This is a genomic window from Prevotella sp. khp1, assembly GCF_900102205.1.
GTDB classification, from domain to species: domain Bacteria; phylum Bacteroidota; class Bacteroidia; order Bacteroidales; family Bacteroidaceae; genus Prevotella; species Prevotella ruminicola.
Genome location: NZ_FNJZ01000004.1, coordinates 144,268 through 163,272, shown reverse-complemented (window position 1 = coordinate 163,272; position 19,005 = coordinate 144,268). Strand labels below are relative to the sequence as shown.

Below are 19,005 nucleotides of genomic sequence, written 5' to 3'. Positions count from 1 at the left end.
ACAATCCGCTTCATAACAATTATTTTTGGCACGGATTACGCGGATTACACAGATTTTCCTCGCGGAGAATAAAAATAATCCGTGTTAATTCGTGTAATTCGTGCCTATATTTATCACTTGATTTGCTTAAGGGCGAGTTTTACGACTTCCTCAACAGGGGCATTGGGTTGCGACTGTAGGATTTGAAGCACCACTTTTTGTGTGGGGGCTGGGGCAAAACCAAGCATGGTGAGTGCCGCAATAGCCTCGTCCTTGACCTGATTGTTGACCGGTGCCGCTATCTGTCCACCTGCAGGAATCTCGTCCGAGATACCCAACGTTACTATCTTATCCCTCAGATCAACGATGATACGCTGGGCCGTCATCTTGCCAATGCCCTTAATGCCCTGTATCAACTTGGCATTGCCCGTTGAAATGGCATTACAAAGCTCGGCCACGCTCATGCCCGAGAGCATCATACGCGCTGTGTTGGCACCCACACCACTCACGGTTATCAACAACAGGAACATCTCGCGCTCCTTCTTGTTTACAAAGCCAAACAACACGTGCGCATCCTCGCGAATAGCCTCGTAAACATAGAGTTTTACCTCCTTCTTTCCCTGGATGGCACTGAATGTATTCAGTGATATGTTCAGACCGTAGCCTACACCACATGCCTCGACAGTTGCTAAAGCGGGAGTCAACTCGGTCAGTTCTCCCTTAATGTATTCAATCATAAACTTACTATTTTGTATATATACATCTAAATAAACGTAGAAGCCTTACAATTTATTGTATTTTAAGGCAAGAAAGTTTCAATTCGTCACAAATTGAAAGTTTTTAGATAATTTTCACGTCAAATAGTTACGCGATTTAAGATAAAAGCATTACTTTTGCAACCGCAAACATAGAAATAATCATCAAAAGAATAAATAAAACATGAAGAAAATCAGAGCAGCCGTAGTAGGTTACGGCAACATCGGTAAGTATGCGCTTGAGGCTCTCGAGACCGCTCCCGACTTTGAAGTAGCTGGTATCGTGCGTCGTAATGGCGCTGAGAACAAGCCCGCCGAGTTGGCACAGTATGAGGTTGTGAAGGATATCCGCGACCTGAAGGATGTAGATGTAGCTATCCTCGCTACCCCAACACGTAGCTGTGAGGAGTATGCTAACCAGATTCTGCCATTGGGCATTAACACTGTTGACTCTTTCGATATCCACACACAGATTCGTGGCTATCGTGAGCGTCTGATGAAGCTGAACAAAGAGACAAACACCGTTAGTGTGATTGCCGCAGGATGGGATCCAGGTTCTGATTCAATCGTACGCACCCTGATGCAGAGCTTGGCTCCAAAGGGATTGAGCTACACCAACTTCGGACCTGGTATGTCGATGGGCCACAGTGTATGCGTACGTTCTAAGGAGGGTGTTAAGAATGCACTGAGCATGACTATCCCCTTGGGCGAGGGTATCCACCGCCGTATGGTATATGTAGAGCTGGAAGAGGGCGCTAAGCTCGAAGAGGTAACAAAGGCTATCAAGGCCGATCCTTACTTCGCTTCTGACGAGACTCACGTGTTCCAGGTAGAGAGCGTTGACGACGTTCGCGATATGGGACATGGTGTAAATCTGGTACGCAAGGGTGTGAGCGGTAAGACTCAGAACCAGCGTCTGGAATTCAACATGAGCATTAACAACCCTGCACTCACTGGTCAGGTTCTGGTTAACGTTGCTCGTGCCTCTATGCGTCTGCAACCCGGATGCTACACAATGGTAGAGATTCCTGTCATTGATATGCTGCCTGGTGACCGTGCCGACCTTATTGAGCATCTGGTATAAATGAATATTGCGATTTTCGTATCAGGTGGCGGTACCAACTGCGAAAACCTGATTAAATATTTTACTGGCTCCGAGAACGTGAATTGCGCTCTCGTAGTCAGCAATAAGTTTGATGCCTACGCTCTGGTTCGTGCCGAGCGTTTGAATGTGCCAACAGCTGTAACACCTAAAGCCGAACTGAACGACCCTAAAATAATGCTACCTCTGCTGAAGAAGTACGACATCGATTTTATCGTATTGGCAGGCTTTCTGCCATTGGTTCCCAGTTTTCTGATAGATGCCTATCCACACCGCATTATCAACATCCACCCCGCTCTTTTGCCAAAGTATGGTGGAAAAGGTATGTGGGGGCGCCACGTACACGAGGCGGTGAAAAAGGCTGGCGAGACCGAGACTGGCATGACTGTTCATTGGGTAACGCCTGTATGCGATTCAGGTGAGATTATCGCCCAATACAAGGTTGCCATCTCTCCCAATGACACTGTAGATGACATCGCCGAGAAAGAGCACCAACTGGAAATGAAATACTTCCCCAAGGTTGTTGAGGAAGTATTAAACAATCTGTAAAGTTATAAAGTCCGTTGTTACTCTACAGCGGACTTTAATATTTCTGACAGTGTCGGATGGATATGTACCATATCGGCGAGTTCGGCGATTGTGGTATGTTTGCACATCAGCACGCTCACCTCCTGTACAATATCAGCCGAATGGGCGCCATAGGCATGACAACCTAAGATGGCACCATCATCAGGTGATACAAACAACTTCAGCATGCCTTCGGTTTCGTTCATCGCCATAGCTTTACCATTAGCGCGCCAGAACGACTTTCTGCACTCATAAGCAATACCTTCGGCTTTGAGCTGGTCTTCGGTTGGACCCACACAAGCGGCTTCGGGCTGTGTAAAGATGGCCGCAGGCATGATATCAAAACGGATATTGTCGGGTTTGCCGATAATCTGATTCACCACATGGATGGCCTGCATCTCAGCGGCATGAGCCAGCATCTGCTTGCCATTTACATCGCCAATAGCGAAGATGCCATTAACGGTAGTCTTGAAGTGATCATCTACGGTAACGCCCTTGCGCTCATCGAACTCAATACCAGCATTGGCAAAGTCAGCCTGCACACGAGGTTTTCTACCTGTAGCCATCAGGACAACATCGGCATCGATATCGGCGATATCTTCTACGGCAGTCTTCATCTTAAAGGTGATACCGCCTTTCATTCCCGACGTTCCGTCGCCTACCCGTGGCCTTTCAAGATACTTACGCAGGCGCTTGGCGATATCGCTATCAAGGGCTGGCAAGCACTCCTTCAGATACTCAATCACCGTTACCTCGGTACCAAAGCGATTGAACACCGAGGCGAACTCCATACCTATCACACCAGCACCAATAATAGCCAGGCGCTTGGGCTGGGTTTCGAGATTCAACAAGCCAGTAGAGTCGACTACACGAGGATTATCTTTACCCTTGATGGGAAGCCACTTGGTTTCGGAGCCGGTAGCAATGATGATGTTATCGGCAGTATAATCGCCAACGGTATGAGCATCTGTAAACACACCCTTCTCACGAACCAACGTGATATTGGGATGCGAAAGGATGCCCTCAACACCCTGACGAAGCTGACTAACAACTGTTGCCATGCGTTCGCGAGCCTCAGCAAAGGTAGCACTATGCACATAGGTCTTGGTGGGTATACAACCCACATTCAAACAGGTACCCCCCACCTCTGAGCCTTCGAAGATAACCACCTTTAAGCCTTGCTTAGCGGCATATTCAGCGGCGCGGTAACCACCTGGGCCCGCGCCGATGATAATCAAATCAACCTTAGACATTAAACATTAAAGATTAAACATTAAACATTTTCTGCCTGGAGTTGACGGTAGGTCGTAACAGGATGCTTAGCAGCGAGGACATCGTCGACACGGCCAATAGGCGTATCGTGTGGAGCGCCCTTCACCAGTTCGGGATCGGTCTTAGCCTCCTCGGCAATCTGTCGCATCACGGCAATAAAGCCATCCAGCGTTTCCTTCGACTCGTTCTCCGTAGGCTCGATCATCAAGCTCTCGTGGAACAACAAGGGGAAGTAGATGGTTGGCGCATGATAGCCGTAATCGAGCAATCGCTTAGCCACGTCCATCGTGGTAACACCCGTCGATTTATCCTTCAGTCCGTCGAACACAAACTCATGACAACAGATGGTGTCGATAGGCAGTTCGTACACATCCTTGAGCGACTCCTTGATATAGTTGGCATTCAAGGTGGCTAACGGACCAACCTCCTTGACATGTTCACGACCCAACGAGAGGATGTAAGCATAGGCACGCATCATCACACCATAGTTACCCTGATAGGGCGACACAAATGGGAAGCAATCCTGCAATCCTTCGCGAACACCCACAGGACCAGCGCCAGGACCACCACCGCCATGAGGCGTTGAGAAGGTCTTATGCAGGTTAATATGCATCACATCAAAGCCCATATCACCAGGACGACAAGCGCCCAGCATCGGGTTCAGGTTGGCACCATCATAGTACATCAATCCGCCACAGTCATGAATCAACTGGGCAATCTCAGGAATACGAGTTTCAAACAGTCCGAGGGTATTAGGATTGGTCATCATCATAGCGGCAATCTCAGTTCCCTGCTCAGCTACCAAGCGTTGCAGATCCTCGAAATCAACCTGACCATTAGCCAACGATTTCACCTCAACAATCTCCAAGCCACACACAGCGGCCGAGGCAGGATTGGTACCATGGGCGCTATCGGGCACAATCACCTTTTTGCGCGCCATATCACCACGACTACGATGATAATTGTCGATAGTCATCAGTCCCGTTAACTCACCATGGGCACCAGCATAGGGCTTAAAGGTGAAGTGAGCCAGACCTGTGAGTGCGCAGAGCGACTTTTCCAACAGGGTTACCAAAGCCTGCGCACCACGTACCGTTTCGACAGGTTGCTCAGGGTGCAGATTCTGGAACTGGGGCAGAGCGGACATCTCCTCGTTGATTTTGGGATTGTACTTCATGGTACATGAACCCAGCGGATAGAAGCCCGTATCAACACCAAAGTTATTATTAGAGAGGTTGGTATAATGGCGCACCACGGTGAGTTCGTCGCACTCAGGCAACTGAGCCTCTTCGGCACGTTTCATCTCTGCAGGTATCTCGTAACTGCCAAAATGATTCTTAGGCAGACTATAGCCTTTGCGGCCCTCCTTTGAGAGCTCAAAGATCAGATTTCCATATAATCGGTTGTTCATAGGGCAGCAATGTTTACGAGGTTATCAATTTCTTCCTTGGTACGCTTCTCGGTAACGGCAAACAGAATGCCATCACCCAGCTTTACGCCACCCAATATACCTGCATCCAGCAAGTGCTTAGAGAGAGTATCAACATTGCCATCATACTTTACGAAGAACTCATTAAAGAATGGTTTGTCGAAAGCCAGATGGAACTTACCAGTTTTAACCAGTTCGTCGCACAGATAATGTGCACCGGCATACGAGAGCTCTGCGGCCTCTTTCACTCCCTGCTTACCCATCAACGACAGATACATGGTAACAAAGAGCGCCATCAGACTCTGGTTAGAACAGATGTTTGAAGTGGCTTTCTGACGACGGATATGCTGTTCGCGAGCCTGCAGGGTGAGCACAAATGCTCGCTGCCCTCGGTTATCCTTGGTCATACCCACAATGCGTCCTGGCATCTTACGAATCAACTTCTCGGTGCAACACATATAGCCTACGTAAGGACCACCAAACTGCATGGGGATACCCAAGCTCTGACCATCGCCCACGGCAATATCAGCACCCCACTCGCCTGGTGTCTTCAGCACAGCCAAGTCGGCAATCACACTGTTCATGACAAACAGAGCCTTCTGCTCATGACAAGCCTCAGCAAAACCGGTAAAGTCTTCAACAATACCATACACGTTAGGCTGTTGCACAATAGCACCAGCCACACCACCATTTGCGAGTTGAGATTTGAGCATTGAGAGATCGGTAGCACCATCCTTCAGAGGGATGGTTTCGAGTTCGATTCCTTGATGCAGGGCATAGGTATCGAGCACCTCGCGGGTCTTGGGATTCAGACCTGCTGATACCAGCACCTTGTTCTGTTTCTTACCTGCGGCAACAGCCATCATCATAGCCTCGGCAGTAGCGGTAGTACCATCGTACATCGAAGCGTTAGAGATGTCCATACCTGTCAGTTCGGCCATCATGCTCTGATACTCAAAGATATAGTGCAAAGTGCCCTGTGATATCTCAGCCTGGTACGGGGTGTACGAGGTAAGGAACTCTGAACGTTGCAGCAAACTTGGGATAACAGATGGCATATAGTGATCGTAAACACCATAGCCAGCAAAGCAGGTAAGCTGTTGGTTCTGCGAACCCAACTTATCAAACAGTTGGCGCACTTCCAACTCGCTCATCTCCGAGGGCAACTGGTAGTCGCCCTTAAAGCGGATGGCATCGGGTATCTGGGCATACAGACCATCCAAGTCTGTCACCCCCACCTTCTCCATCATCGCCTGCAAGTCGGTTTCTGTATGTGGAAAATACTTGTAATCCATAGATAGTATATTTTTGGCACGGATTAACACGGCTCTCTTTAGAGAGGCACTGCTTTTTTTTGTAAAGAGCCGCGTCTTTATTTATAAAGCCGTGTTAATCCGTGCCTAATAATTATTTTTCGCAGAAAGCAGCGTAGGCCTTGGCATCCATCAGGTTTTCAACCTCAGAAGGATCGCTGAGCTGTACTTTGATAATCCAGTTCTCAAAGGCATCCTGGTTGATGAGTTCAGGCTGGTCGTCGAGAGCTTCGTTAACCTCTACAACGGTGCCACTAACGGGCGAAATCAGATCCGATGCAGCCTTTACGCTTTCAACGGCACCAAACTCCTCACCTGCTTCAACTTCGTCGTCAACATCAGGCATATCTACATAAACCACATTGCCCAGCGCATTCTGAGCATAGTCGGTAATACCTACAAAACCAAAATCACCTTCTACTCTAACAAATTCGTGAGACTCTGAGTAGTAGAGTCCTTCAATTACTTTAGCCATAATATTTATTTCTTATAATTTTTAGTATAGAATTGCTTTTTTACCACCTTGCCAGGGAATACCTTTTTGCGAATCTGAATCTGCACTTCGGTATCCAGTTTGGCGTATGCGGCATCGATGAGTGCCATACACACGCTCTTATCAGTAGATAAGGTGTGATAGCCAGTTGTTACCTCACCGATAGGTTCGCCTGCCATATTCAGCACGGTGTAACCATGACGGGGGATGGCCTTATCCATCAGTTCGATACCCACCAGTTTCTTAGCAGGACCTTCGGCCTTTTGCTTGGCCAGTGCCTCCTTACCAATAAACTCGGTCTTATCCAACTTAACGAACATGCCCAAGCCAGCCATGATAGGTGTGATATCCTCCGAGAGTTCGTCGCCATAAAGTGGCAAGCCCACCTCGAAACGCAGGGTATCGCGACAACCCAGTCCACAAGCCTGAACACCTGCTGCAATCAGCTTGTCCCAGCACTCACGGATATAGTCGTGATTGGCATAAATTTCAAATCCATCCTCGCCCGTATAACCTGTACGAGAGATGATAACATCGCCAATAGTCTTACAAGTATAGAACACCAGTTCGGCACAAGGCAAGCCCAATACCGTTTCAACGATATGCTCGCTCTCAGGACCCTGAACGGCTATCTGACCATAGAAGTCGGAACGGTTCTGCAGGTCGATATCAAAGCCCTCGGCATTCTGTTGCATCCAGGCCCAGTCCTTATCGATGTTAGCGGCATTGATGACCAGGAAGAAATCGTTCTCGCCCATCTTATACACCAACAGATCGTCAACCGTACCTCCATTCTCGTAGCACATCATACCATAGTAGATCTTGCCCACAGGAGCACCAGCGATATCGTTGGTAAAAATGTGCTGCACATAACGCTCGGCATCAGGACCTTTTACGGTTACCTCGCCCATGTGCGAAACATCAAACAAGCCCACATGCTCGCGAACGGCCGTATGCTCGGGAGCAATACCAGCCATCTGATAAAGCAAGGGCATGTCAAAACCACCAAACGTTACCATGGTGGCACCAAGCTGTAGATGCTTGTCGTACAAGCAAGTACGCTTTTCTTTCTTTTCTAGTTCTTGTTTTATTGCCATAGATTATTGTATTTTTAATTATTGTATTTTAATGATTCTATTTGTTCAATGTCCTTAATTTGTTGGTTTGTGAGCATCACCTCGCCATCACACAGGGTTTGCCGTATCATTGTTTTTATCTCATCGAGCGATAACGTGGTGTGGTCTTTTAAAAAGGTGATGCGTTGCCGCACGCTCTGTATGCCTTTCTTCTCTAACTTCTCCGGCCCTGGCGTGATGGCATTCAGCATGTGCTCCATATTGGTGTCGTAGAGCATGGTGCTATGAACGATGCTGCGCCCAGGCAACTGATAGAAAGCCGTGCCGCACACTTTTTTATCACCTATCATAATATCGTTATGCGTGGTGCTGGTGGCTTCGACGCCCATCTTATGTAGCACCAGTTGCACCATCGTTACAAAACGGTTAAAGGTAAAACCTACATTGTCGCCATCCGTAATCATCGAGAGCATCAGGTTGTCCATATCGGCATACACACATCCACCACCACTCTTACGGTGATACACCTGGATGCCGTGCTCGCGACAATAGGCCAAGTTTACCTCGTTCTCAACCACCTGGTTGCGACCATAGATAACACTGGGCTCTACTTGCCACATAAAAAAGCAGTCGGGTTCGTTCAGATTTCGCGCTACATACTCCTCCATCGCCAGATAGAAACTTAGGCGACGGGGTTCGTTAGTAGGTAAGGCGATATATTTCATCTGTAAAGTATAGTCATTAAAACTTTCTGCAAAAATATGAAGATTTTATGTAACCACCAAATTCTTTCCTCTAAATAATGCTAAATCTTATTTATTGTCCGCCCAGACGTTCAAAGTAGGGTATCACATCATCCCATGTCTTAAAGGTATCGCTACCAAACTCTATCAGCGTAGCCATGCCATCAACCTTCTGTGTATCAATCAGATAATCGCCATAGAGCAGTTGTTTCTGGTTGGTAAAAATGGTATGCCCGTAGGCAGGCACGTTGATGTATTCGTACAGCCAGGCATTCACGTCGGCATAATCCTTAGCATCTACCGTAGCAGGAGCCACAAAGTAGAGTTGATAGGTTTCGAGCAACTGACGGATGGCTTTCTGCGACGAACTGCGTGGTTTGCCATACTGATCAATCAGCGTGTTGGTGCAGATATACACAATGGGACGCTCCCTACCCTCCTGTTTATCGCTCACCCAACGGATGACAGGCACCACCGAGTGCATAAACGAGCCATCGTTCATACGGTGCTCGCCATGAAAACGCACAGCCTGCTGATAGTGCTCGCGAAACAGGTCGTAGGTGTTCACCGTCGTATCCTCGTCGCCAAAGAGGCCCCAGACATGCTGCTGCTCGGCTTCGCTGGTATCGGCAAAGCACTTCTCGGTGATATCCTTATACTCCTTTACCAGGGCCTTGGTGACGATAAAATCCTGCACGCCATCCTGTCGTGGGTTCTGAAAGTGCTGGGCACCAATCATACCGTGCTCTTTCATTGTATCGCCCATCTGCATGGCAGGGTTCACCAATATGCGGTCATAGCCATGCAGCATCTCGGCATACATGCCACCCATCGAAGTGCCGATAATCAGATCGGGCTTCTCGGTTTCACATATCTTATATAATAGAGCCATCGCCTCCTCGGGGTGGATGGGCAGGTCGGGGGCAATCACCTCGGCCTCGGTCAACATCTCACGGATACGAGTTACAGTGCCACTCTGCCCCGACGAGGCAAAGCCATGCACATACATTACTTTTTTACCTTTAAATAAATCCATCATGGTGCAAAATTACAAAAATACCGCGAAAAAATTTGCACGGAACGAAATAATTTGTATCTTTGCAAGCAAAAATCTACATATCAATCAACATTTTAAACTTCTATGTTATGAAAAAGTATTTAGCAGAAATGGTGGGCACTATGGTGCTCGTGTTGATGGGCTGCGGTGTAGCAGTTAGTTTGGGTTGCGACCCAGTAAACAACATCCCCGCTGTGGTAGGTACGGCATTTGCCTTTGGCTTATCGGTGGTGGCAATGGCCTATACCATCGGTGGCATCAGTGGTTGCCACATTAATCCTGCCATCACCTTAGGATGCTTCCTGAGCGGTCGTATCAGTGGCAAGGATTGTGGCATGTACATGCTGTTCCAGGTGATTGGTGCTTTCATCGGCTCTCTGCTATTGTATATACTTACCGAGAATGTACCAGGTTTGGAGGGTACTGGCGCCAACGATCTGCAGGCTAACGTAAGCGTGCTGGGCGGACTGCTGGCCGAGATTATCTTTACTTGTGTATTTGTGCTCGTAGTGCTGGGCGCTACTGCCAAGACCAATGGTGCTACCAACAACTTTGCCGGACTGGCTATCGGTCTGTCGCTTATTCTGGTTCACTTGGTTTGCATCCGCTATACAGGCACATCGGTAAATCCTGCCCGTTCTATCGCTCCTGCCATCTTCGAGGGCGGCACAGCTTTGTCTAATCTCTGGATTTTCATTGTTGGTCCTTTTGTTGGTGGTGCATGTGCAGCAGGTATCTGGAAACTGATTGATTCAGATAAATAAATATATAAAAAGGAAATTAACTACAGTGAAACAAAACAACGGACTTTTTAGGGCAAACGGCGCCAACTATTTGGTGCCGTTTGTATTGATTACAACTCTCTTTTTCTTGTGGGGATTTGCCCGTGCCATTCTCGATGTGCTTAACAAACACTTCCAGAACGAGATGCACATCAGCATCACCCAGTCGAGCCTCATCCAGGTAACCACCTATATGGGCTACTTCCTGATGGCTATCCCTGCAGGTTTGTTTATTAACCGCTTCGGCTATCGTCGTGGCGTAGTATTCGGATTGCTACTGTTTGGTCTGGGCTCATGGTTGTTTGTGCCTTGTACCGAGGCTGGTACCTTAGATGCCTACCTGTTTGCGCTGTTCATCATCAGCGTGGGCCTGGTATTCCTGGAGACTGCTGCCAACCCTTACGTCACAGAACTAGGCGGCAAGGAAACGGCCTCCAGCAGATTAAACCTCTCGCAGTCGTTCAATGGTCTGGGTTGCCTGTTTGCCACCTTTGCCGTGGGCCAGTTCCTGTTCAGCGATGATGGTGGCAACATCGCGATACCTTATGTCATCTTAGGTGCAGTGGTGTTAGTGATAGCCTGCATTTTTGCGCGTGTAAAACTGCCTGAAATCAAGCACAACGACGGATTGGAAGAGAAAGCCAAGTATGGTCGCGAGCCATTGAAGCGCATCTGGAGTCATAAGTATTTTGTCTATGGTCTCATCGCCTTACTGTCTTACGAGGTAGCCGAGATTTCTATCAACAGCTATTTCATCAACTATGTTACGGGCATGGGGTGGATGGACGACCGCACGGCCTCGATGGTGCTGACGGGTGCCCTGGCATTCTTCATGGTGGGCCGTTTTGTAGGCAGTTTTATCATGCGCTGGCTGCCAGCCGAACACATGCTGCTTATCTGCGGTTGCGGTTGCGTGCTGTGCATCATGGCAGTGCTCATGAATTTCGGCCGCCTGTCGCTGATAGGTCTGCTGGGCAACTATCTGTTCGAAGCCATTATGTTCCCCACCATTTTCTCACTCGCAGTTCGCGGATTAGGTTCACTCACCAAGAGTGCTTCCAGCATTCTGATGATGACGCCTGTGGGCGGATGTGGCTTCCTGCTGGTAGGTATCATAGCCGATGCCACCGACATGGTGGTGCCCTTCATCATCCCTCTACTCTGTTATATCGTGGTAGCTCTCTACGGCTTCGGCCTCAGCGTCCACCGCGAAGAAAAAGGCTTGCTCGATTAATTCGAGCAAGCTTCTTTTTTTACAGACTAATATTGCGGATGACGAAAGCTCCTTCGCCGTCGCCTTCCTTGAAGTCGAATGTTTGGGGAATGGTTTCGAAGGGTTCGAAAGAAAGCGTGAATTCAGAATAGTTCAAGCCACTTTGAAAGCCATTGGTAGCATCTGTTGCTTTTACAGCGGGATAGTTGTTCTCATCAAGAGTTATCCCATCGGCTGTCATTAGCCTATATCTCTTGCCATTGGCTTCAAGATAGGATTCCTTTACGATGCGGAACCAATAGTCTTTATGACCATAATAGCGGAACTTGATGGTGGTGCCGTTGGCGTTGGTATTTATCTGGCGGACGCTGAAATGGTAATTGGCACTGTTGTCTTGCTTGATTCTGAGTCCGTTTACGACGTCGGCTATACCTAAGAACCATCCCGGATTATAACCCATGGCTTTCCAGACGATGCGTTTATCAGGCGTGATCAACACATAATAAGGTATGGCTCCCATATCGCAATATATACTGTTGACGCTGCTTCCCCTCATGCCGTCGTTCCAGTTCTTCCAAATAATGCTCTTGCTGAAATCGCTATTTTTCCAAGTAGAAACATCATCCTCATTAATACCAATGATTTCAAGCTTTCCTTTCATTCTCTCATAGACCTCTCTCATCTCTGGTTCAGACATTCTGCACGGGCCACATCCGATTCCCCAGAAATCTAGCAATACATAGCGCCCATCGGCGAAGGCATCAAACAAATGATGTTTTTTTCCCTGCATATCGAAGAGCTCTGCATCAACGGTTTCATCGCCCAACTGTAGGACTTTTGGGGGATAAATATAGGTGTGTATCTCTGCCAGCTGAGCTTCAAATCCTTTCGGCGAGCGAGCAGCAAAAGTCTTCTCAAGATTCTTCAATTGCTCCATATATGGAAAGTCTTTCATATTTTTCGGCATCCTGGCTATGTTACTAAGTTTGCTGATTGAGGCAACATCCACAGGTAATGAGGAAAGAATGTCAAGCTCTTGCTTCATTAATACCAAGTTGATAGAGTCGAACTTTGCCATATCTCTGTTCTGTTCTATTTTGATAAAATCTACGATAGTTTCACGACAATAATCTCTTATGCGGTTTAACGTCTGCTGTTCAGGAATCGGGCTTTCTACTTTCCATAGAGGAAAGAGGCAATCTGTGCCCGATACTGTCACCGTCACTCCAGGCTTCAGCATCAGGTTTAAAGTAAAATTAGGGAGACCTTCGCCAATACAAGACATACCACCAACAGAGAGTTCTTCTACAGGAACAGTCAGGCTGAAATGTCCAGCCCTAACACTGTCTACAATTTCCCATGAAGTGCCAGCACCACCAATAACCAATGTGCCTTCTTTCAGAGCGGGTGAATAACCTGTGATAGTTGCAGTCTTTGTCTGTGCCTGCCCCGCCATTGTGACGAGTGCGAGCATCATCGTAATAATACTTTTCTTGTTCATAATTGGTTATTATACTGAAACATTTCGGATAACAAAGTCGTCCTCGCCGTCACCTGTCTTGAAGTCGAAGGTGGTGGGGATGGTGTTGAACGGTTCGAAGGTAAGGGTGAAGTCGCAATAGTTAATGTCGGCTCCGTATTTCGCCCTGACGGTGTAGGCTTTGGTTTGGGGCGTGTTATCCTCGTCGAGCTTGATGCCGTCGGCTGATGTCAGTTTGTATTTCTTGCCGTTGGCGGTGAGGTGAGAATCGTGGGCAATGCTGAACCAGAAATCTTTTTGTGTATAATAGCGGAAACCGATGGTGGTGCCGTTGGCGTTGGTATCGATTTTCCTGATGGCAAGATTTGGATTGGCATAATTGTCTTGCTTGGGACCATTCAAAGCCTCGGCAATTCCAAGGAAACAACCTGTGCCATAACCTGCCATCTCCCACAGAATACGGCCATCAGGCGACAATAATACGTAGAAAGGTACGGCATTAAAATCGTAATAGTGGCTCTTGATACCTCCTTGCTTGAACTTCTTGCCGTCATTCCAGTTCTTCCAAACAATCTTCTTGCTCCATTCGTGCGCTTGCCACTCTGAGATAGAATCCAAGTTAATGGCAACGATTTCAAGTCGGCCTTTCATCCGGTCATAGACCTCCAGCAACTCCGACTCTGCCTTTCGGCACGCTCCACAATGAAGATTCCAAAAGTCGAACAGCACATAGCGGTTATCGGCGAAAGCTTCAAACAGACGATGCTTGTTGCCTTGCATGTCGAATAGTTCTGCATCAACGGCTTTTTCTCCCACCTGCAGGATATGCAAAGTATCGACCGCCTCCAGTTCAGATCTTTTTTGGGAGTCCTTCGTGTTTTTGGATGTTTGCGTACAACCACAAATGAGTAATATACCAACGATTGAGATAATTGTAACCTGTATATATTTTTTGTTCATAACTTGGCTCATTAGATATTTATTTCAGGAAACTTAAATCGTATGAGTAAATATAAGGCTCAGTTTCGTCATCGATAAAATCAGAATAAAGGTAAAGGGTCTTACCATCCTGGGATAACATAATCTCTTGTCCAAACTTATCAAGATGAATGATGTGTTGCTTGACGCCATCCCAGTTATACACCTCGACGGTATTACCCCACGGGAAGGGTTCCTTCATATCATATTCCTCCATGATTTCACCCTTGCGGTTGGAATGCTTATAAAGCAGATAAATTCTGTCATTATCTGTGCAACAATGTATTCGTTCGGTTGATGGCGTTTTAGCAATCCCAGGGATTGGGAGGGGGTCTGAATAAATAGAGTTCAAAATATTCGTTTTTGTGCCATCAATAGTAAAGATGAAAGCGAGCTTTCCCGAATCATCCCAATACAGGAATCTGTCTTTACCATTCCCTTTGATTCCACTACCATGGGTATATACCATCAGTTTCTCATCATCTAAAACCTCTGGCGTACTATCGTTGGGCCAATAGTCAAGCGGAGTTACTGTCTGGTTCTTAAAGTTGATGACAGAGAAAATATGGTGTATATCGTCTTGGGGTGTTCCTACCGTAAGAATAGTGGAGTCGGACAAGACTTCGAACTGATCGCCACACAACCAAAAAGGCATTTTCGAAAGGTCATACTTCTCCCAATTATCCGGGTTCTTGATTGCGGCAATATTGTCAGTTTGTTTAATTTTCGTCAGAGAGGCCATCGCCAGACTACCCATGTCACCTTCAAAAGGATGATCAATAACATATAATGCCTCAACATTATCTTTCGATAAGACCACATCACCAAACTCATTCTGCCCATGTCCATGGACCAATACTTTCTCTGCTTTCTGCCATTCTGTACTTGTCAGTTTACTTGAATAAATACTTCTGTCATGATCTATTGCATAGATATTGTCCCCAAACATCCATTTTGGCCATTTGCCCTTATTCACGTCTGTCTTTACAAGTTGTCCCTCTAGAGACACTTCAAATTCCGCACTGCTTTTGTCTGAACACGACACGAATGATGTTATACCGACCAGACATAAAAATAAGATACTTTTCTTCTTCATAATCGTTTTGTATTTTAATGATTTGTTTAACTTAATCCGATGGCAAAGATAGGATGAATATATGAACCGCGCAAGGTTTTGAGGGGGAAATTGCCATAGGGGGTGTTGCATGCTTTTTGAAGATAATTGATTGATAATAAACAAGATAAATAAAAACAAACAAAGAAAAAAGTGGCTGAGAGGAACGGGCGAAAGAGGGAAAAACCATAAAAAAGACTTGCATATATAATGAAATAGCCGTAATTTTGCAGCAAAATAATCATTAATATGAAGAAACTATTCATCATACTGGCAGTCATGGCTGTCGTGTTTGGATGCACTGAACAGCAACATCCTCTACTAAGGCAGGTCTGGGGTCTGATAGAAGTTAATCCTGAATCGGCCAAAGTCGTTTTGGCGAAGGTGCATACAAACTCCCTGTCGGAGCAAGACAAGGCTGAATACGGACTATTGAAGACAATACTGATCTCCAAGACGCATGGTATGTATATGGTTTATGGAATGATTGACAACGACTCGCTCATATCCGCCAGCATAGCATATTACAACCAGCACGGTGACGAATGGCACCGTGGCCGTGCCTATTTTTATCGTGGTGCCATCAGAATGTCGAAACTCGGCAATATGCCTGGTGCCGTCAAAGACTTCAAAGTGGCGGAGATAATATCGGAGGATGCTGACGATGAGGAATTGAAAAACCTCGTCTATAACAGCCTGCATTATGTGAACATCATCATCGATAATCAATCGCAAACCTTAAAATACGCGCATAAGTGGCTCGACAGTAGTATCGAACTCAAGGATAGTATGAAGATACTAAGAGGTCTCTTTAATTGTGCTACAGCCTATGCCGACATGGATCAGAAGGACAGTGCATACACTTACATGTCGAAATGCCTTCAACTGAAGAAATATGCAAGCCAAGACTTGCTGGCCAATATCTACAGCATCATGGCATTGATATATGAGGAGAAGGGAGAGTTTGCAAAGGCAGAGGAATACATTAAGAAGTGGGAAGAAAATGGCGGCTATGTCAATGTATATTTCCCGTCAAGCGATGGAGGATGGATGGAAACTCACAGCAATTTAGGCCACCTGACATTGGCCCGCATACGAAAAGCACAAAGGCAATATGAGAAGGCCATCATACTGGCGGAAGCAGAGGTGGGTATGGCTGGTAATGACCAGAAGACCCGCATGAAAGGCTTGGAACTTCTCTCCGAACTCTATGAACTGACAGGCAGACAGGAACAGGCATTAGAGGCCGGAAGAAAAGTGAAGGCATATAATGACTCCATGAGATATGTGAATCAGACCATACAGATGGCAGATTGGCAGCAGAAGTTTGACGAAGTGCAGCAGACGAAGGATTTCTACCGCCGAACGTCATGGATGCAAGGACTGATAATTGCCTTGATTGCGATGGTTGCGCTGGGCATCGTAATTGGTATGTGGTGGCATCGCAGGAAGGTACGCAAGTTAAGTTTCCGACTGGACGAAGATACCAGACGTATCAGCGAACTACGCACGAATATTGAACAACTGGAAAAGAGTGGAGCTGAGAACGGGCAGGAAATGGAGCGTATGAAAAAGGAACTGGAGAACCGCATGGAGCGAATCTCAGGAACACTGCTGATTGGCACGCAGATGTTCAGCCAATTGCAGCAACGCCAGTGCATCGCCGAGGCCACCGCTAAGGAACAACAATGCTTAGTAGATTACTTCACCCAACTGCGCCCGAAGCGCTGGCAGGAGTGGAACCGTCAATACAGCAATCTTTCAACTGCACAATACGTATTTCTTATTATGCAAGACGACCTACACTACGACGACGAGGCCATTGCTAATGCCTTGAATGTAAAGCGTACATCGGTAAGAAGCATGCGTTCGAGGATTAAGAGCCGGGAGAGGTAAGAATAAACTTTTTTGGCAAATTACTTGGTCTTTAAAATAAAAATAGGTATATTTGCAGCCAAAACAATTAACTAAAAGATGAGGAAAGAACTACTTCTATGCTTATTGCTGGCTATAACCAACACGATGCTGGCCGATGAGAAACTGAATCTGGAGGCTTACTGCCAGCAGATTGACCATGCTATAGCACACTCTGCCGACTATGTGGCAGCACACGAGAAAAAAATTAGCGAGACCAAAAGGGCACTGGCATTCGAAACAACACCCAAAAACAAATATCAGATAAACTTTCAGCTTTACGAGTTGTACCGTGCTTTTGTAAGCGACTCGGCCATGTACCACCTGACGGAGTGTATAAAACTGGCCGACCAGTTGGGCGATGCATCGGGTGCCGTAAAATGCCGTGCGCTGATGGCTATCAGATGTTCGAACATCGGAATGTATGATGAAGCACTGAACACACTCGACTCGATACATCCCGTGGGTATCGACACACTCTCGCTGGGTATTTACTACGAGGCATATAATAATGTATATAGCGAGCTGGCCTACTACACTCGTTTGGAGCACATGCGACAGACGTACCAGGCCAAAGCCGACCATTACAAACAATTGATGATGGACATTCTGCCCCCCACCTACGAAACCCGTTTTCTGAGATTGGAACAGGCTGCGCAGGGCGAAGGCCGACTGGACGATGCGATGAAGATTAACGATGCATGGCTAAAAACCGTTGAGCCAGGCAGTCACCCCTACGCAATGGTGGCTCTATACCGTTATATAGAATATAAATTGAGAGGCGACAAGCCCCAAATGATGCACTGGCTGGTTGAATCGGTGTTAGCCGATATACGTAATGCTGCCATGGACCAGGGATCGATGTGGGAACTGGCCAACGAACTGATGCTGAACGGTGATATCGACAAGGCATCGAGCTACATCAGCTTTACCAGCGACTGCGCCAACCGCTACGGATCGCGCCAACGCAACTGGCAGATAGCCCCGCTCCTGACTACGATTGCCAAGAACTACAAAACCAAGAGCGAACATACCACAAACCAGCTACGCATGCTGTTGGTTGCCATCAGCCTGTTGCTGTTACTGCTGTTAGGCGTACTGTTCTTCCTGCGCCGCCGCAACCTGCAGTTGGATGCTGCCCGTATGGCTCTGAAAGGCAAGAACGACGAACTGGCCACAGCCAACAGTCAGTTAGCCACACAAACCGAAGAGTTGTCAACGCTTAACTCTCAATTATCATCTCTCAACTCTCAATTATCCGAGAGTAACCGCGTAAAAGAGGAGTATATCGGCCGATTCATGAGTCTGTGTTCGCAGTATATCGACAAATTGGACGACTATCGAAAGATGGTGAACAAGAAGATGAAGAACAAGGAGTTGGAGGATCTGTTCCGTATGTCGAAATCTACCGAACTCAAGGAGAAAGAGCTGGAAGAGTTGTATCAGAACTTCGACTCGGTATTTCTGCACCTGTTCCCCAATTTCGTGAACGACTTTAACGCCCTGCTACAGGACGATATGCAGGTACACCCCAAGGAGGAGAACCGACTGACCACAGAAATAAGAATTTTCGCCCTGATACGACTGGGAATCGAAGACTCGTCGAAGATTGCCGAATTCCTGCATTACAGTGTAAATACCATATATAATTATCGTGCGCGTATCAAGAACGGTGCATTAGACAATCGCGAGAGTTTCGAACGGCGTATCAAGCAGTTAGGTAACATACAATAGCATC

17 protein-coding genes are annotated in these 19,005 nt (G+C 47.0%); 6 read left to right on the top strand and 11 right to left on the bottom strand.

The annotated features are described in order from the left end of the window. Window positions 1-113: 113 nt before the first annotated feature. The gene (gene ruvA / locus BLR73_RS11755) at window positions 114-716 is read right to left on the bottom strand and encodes a Holliday junction branch migration protein RuvA (RefSeq protein WP_028906969.1); all 603 of its coding nucleotides are present in this window, start codon (window positions 714-716) and stop codon (window positions 114-116) included. Window positions 717-918: 202 nt separating this feature from the next. Here ruvA and BLR73_RS11750 point away from each other — a divergent pair, with 202 nt between their 5' ends. Together BLR73_RS11750 and BLR73_RS11745 are read left to right on the top strand one after the other, a co-directional pair. Beyond that, window positions 919-1,818 (top strand): diaminopimelate dehydrogenase, encoded by a 900-nt coding sequence (locus BLR73_RS11750; RefSeq protein WP_013064713.1) that lies wholly within the window; start codon window positions 919-921, stop codon window positions 1,816-1,818. Further along, entirely contained in the window at window positions 1,819-2,385 is a 567-nt protein-coding gene (locus BLR73_RS11745; RefSeq protein ID WP_091862218.1) for a phosphoribosylglycinamide formyltransferase, read from the top strand. A 17-nt stretch (window positions 2,386-2,402) separates the two neighbouring features. On the opposite strand, the gene BLR73_RS11740 is transcribed toward BLR73_RS11745, so the two are convergent. The 7 genes from BLR73_RS11740 to BLR73_RS11710 form a co-directional block, all read right to left on the bottom strand. Beyond that, on the bottom strand, window positions 2,403-3,656 hold the full coding sequence (locus BLR73_RS11740; RefSeq protein ID WP_091862215.1) for a dihydrolipoyl dehydrogenase family protein: 1,254 nt from the start codon (window positions 3,654-3,656) through the stop codon (window positions 2,403-2,405). A gap of 20 nt (window positions 3,657-3,676) precedes the next feature. Further along, a complete protein-coding gene (gene gcvPB, locus BLR73_RS11735; RefSeq protein ID WP_091862212.1) occupies window positions 3,677-5,086 on the bottom strand; it encodes an aminomethyl-transferring glycine dehydrogenase subunit GcvPB in 1,410 nt (469 codons plus the stop codon). Further along, window positions 5,083-6,399 carry an aminomethyl-transferring glycine dehydrogenase subunit GcvPA gene (gene gcvPA, locus BLR73_RS11730; protein ID WP_091862209.1) on the bottom strand — a complete coding sequence of 439 codons (1,317 nt, stop codon included), beginning with the start codon at window positions 6,397-6,399 and terminating at the stop codon, window positions 5,083-5,085. The genes gcvPB and gcvPA overlap by 4 nt, the downstream gene beginning before the upstream one ends. Before the next feature lie 112 nt (window positions 6,400-6,511). Then, the gene (gene gcvH / locus BLR73_RS11725) at window positions 6,512-6,892 is read right to left on the bottom strand and encodes a glycine cleavage system protein GcvH (RefSeq protein WP_013064567.1); all 381 of its coding nucleotides are present in this window, start codon (window positions 6,890-6,892) and stop codon (window positions 6,512-6,514) included. Window positions 6,893-6,897: 5 nt separating this feature from the next. Next, window positions 6,898-8,007, bottom strand: coding sequence for a glycine cleavage system aminomethyltransferase GcvT (gene gcvT, locus BLR73_RS11720; RefSeq protein ID WP_013063972.1), 1,110 nt, complete (start codon window positions 8,005-8,007; stop codon window positions 6,898-6,900). A gap of 14 nt (window positions 8,008-8,021) precedes the next feature. Next, a complete protein-coding gene (locus tag BLR73_RS11715; protein ID WP_013064063.1) occupies window positions 8,022-8,711 on the bottom strand; it encodes a lipoate--protein ligase family protein in 690 nt (229 codons plus the stop codon). A 91-nt stretch (window positions 8,712-8,802) separates the two neighbouring features. Further along, complete coding sequence (locus BLR73_RS11710; protein ID WP_233456394.1) at window positions 8,803-9,765, bottom strand: YqiA/YcfP family alpha/beta fold hydrolase; 963 nt, start codon at window positions 9,763-9,765, stop codon at window positions 8,803-8,805. A gap of 110 nt (window positions 9,766-9,875) precedes the next feature. Between BLR73_RS11710 and BLR73_RS11705 the strand changes: the two genes are divergently transcribed. Both BLR73_RS11705 and BLR73_RS11700 read left to right on the top strand, forming a co-directional pair. Further along, window positions 9,876-10,550 carry an MIP/aquaporin family protein gene (locus BLR73_RS11705; RefSeq protein WP_013064759.1) on the top strand — a complete coding sequence of 225 codons (675 nt, stop codon included), beginning with the start codon at window positions 9,876-9,878 and terminating at the stop codon, window positions 10,548-10,550. Between the two features lie 25 nt (window positions 10,551-10,575). After that, window positions 10,576-11,802, top strand: a complete 1,227-nt coding sequence (locus tag BLR73_RS11700) for a sugar MFS transporter (protein WP_033149520.1) — start codon at window positions 10,576-10,578, stop codon at window positions 11,800-11,802. Between the two features lie 19 nt (window positions 11,803-11,821). Here the strand turns inward: BLR73_RS11700 and BLR73_RS11695 are convergent, their stop codons facing one another. From BLR73_RS11695 to BLR73_RS11685, 3 genes are all read right to left on the bottom strand, one after another. Next, window positions 11,822-13,282, bottom strand: a complete 1,461-nt coding sequence (locus BLR73_RS11695) for a TlpA family protein disulfide reductase (RefSeq protein ID WP_091862203.1) — start codon at window positions 13,280-13,282, stop codon at window positions 11,822-11,824. 9 nt (window positions 13,283-13,291) lie between these two features. Next, complete coding sequence (locus BLR73_RS11690; RefSeq protein ID WP_176763684.1) at window positions 13,292-14,077, bottom strand: TlpA family protein disulfide reductase; 786 nt, start codon at window positions 14,075-14,077, stop codon at window positions 13,292-13,294. Window positions 14,078-14,240: 163 nt separating this feature from the next. Then, entirely contained in the window at window positions 14,241-15,335 is a 1,095-nt protein-coding gene (locus BLR73_RS11685; RefSeq protein ID WP_143010948.1) for a hypothetical protein, read from the bottom strand. Window positions 15,336-15,785: 450 nt separating this feature from the next. Between BLR73_RS11685 and BLR73_RS11680 the strand changes: the two genes are divergently transcribed. Together BLR73_RS11680 and BLR73_RS11675 are read left to right on the top strand one after the other, a co-directional pair. Then, window positions 15,786-17,249, top strand: coding sequence for a hypothetical protein (locus BLR73_RS11680; RefSeq protein ID WP_143010947.1), 1,464 nt, complete (start codon window positions 15,786-15,788; stop codon window positions 17,247-17,249). A gap of 78 nt (window positions 17,250-17,327) precedes the next feature. Next, window positions 17,328-19,001, top strand: a complete 1,674-nt coding sequence (locus tag BLR73_RS11675) for a DUF6377 domain-containing protein (RefSeq protein ID WP_013064973.1) — start codon at window positions 17,328-17,330, stop codon at window positions 18,999-19,001. Window positions 19,002-19,005 lie beyond the last annotated feature (4 nt).

Coding starts and splice junctions, on each gene's coding strand:
- BLR73_RS11745 (WP_091862218.1), top strand. CDS start 1,819: ATGAATATTGCGATTTTCGTATCAGGTGGCGGTACCAACTGCGAAAAC.
- gcvT (WP_013063972.1), bottom strand. CDS start 8,007: ATGGCAATAAAACAAGAACTAGAAAAGAAAGAAAAGCGTACTTGCTTG.
- gcvPA (WP_091862209.1), bottom strand. CDS start 6,399: ATGGATTACAAGTATTTTCCACATACAGAAACCGACTTGCAGGCGATG.
- BLR73_RS11710 (WP_233456394.1), bottom strand. CDS start 9,765: ATGGATTTATTTAAAGGTAAAAAAGTAATGTATGTGCATGGCTTTGCC.
- gcvH (WP_013064567.1), bottom strand. CDS start 6,892: ATGGCTAAAGTAATTGAAGGACTCTACTACTCAGAGTCTCACGAATTT.
- gcvPB (WP_091862212.1), bottom strand. CDS start 5,086: ATGAACAACCGATTATATGGAAATCTGATCTTTGAGCTCTCAAAGGAG.
- BLR73_RS11695 (WP_091862203.1), bottom strand. CDS start 13,282: ATGAACAAGAAAAGTATTATTACGATGATGCTCGCACTCGTCACAATG.
- BLR73_RS11740 (WP_091862215.1), bottom strand. CDS start 3,656: ATGTCTAAGGTTGATTTGATTATCATCGGCGCGGGCCCAGGTGGTTAC.
- BLR73_RS11705 (WP_013064759.1), top strand. CDS start 9,876: ATGAAAAAGTATTTAGCAGAAATGGTGGGCACTATGGTGCTCGTGTTG.
- BLR73_RS11715 (WP_013064063.1), bottom strand. CDS start 8,711: ATGAAATATATCGCCTTACCTACTAACGAACCCCGTCGCCTAAGTTTC.
- BLR73_RS11685 (WP_143010948.1), bottom strand. CDS start 15,335: ATGAAGAAGAAAAGTATCTTATTTTTATGTCTGGTCGGTATAACATCA.
- ruvA (WP_028906969.1), bottom strand. CDS start 716: ATGATTGAATACATTAAGGGAGAACTGACCGAGTTGACTCCCGCTTTA.
- BLR73_RS11750 (WP_013064713.1), top strand. CDS start 919: ATGAAGAAAATCAGAGCAGCCGTAGTAGGTTACGGCAACATCGGTAAG.
- BLR73_RS11675 (WP_013064973.1), top strand. CDS start 17,328: ATGAGGAAAGAACTACTTCTATGCTTATTGCTGGCTATAACCAACACG.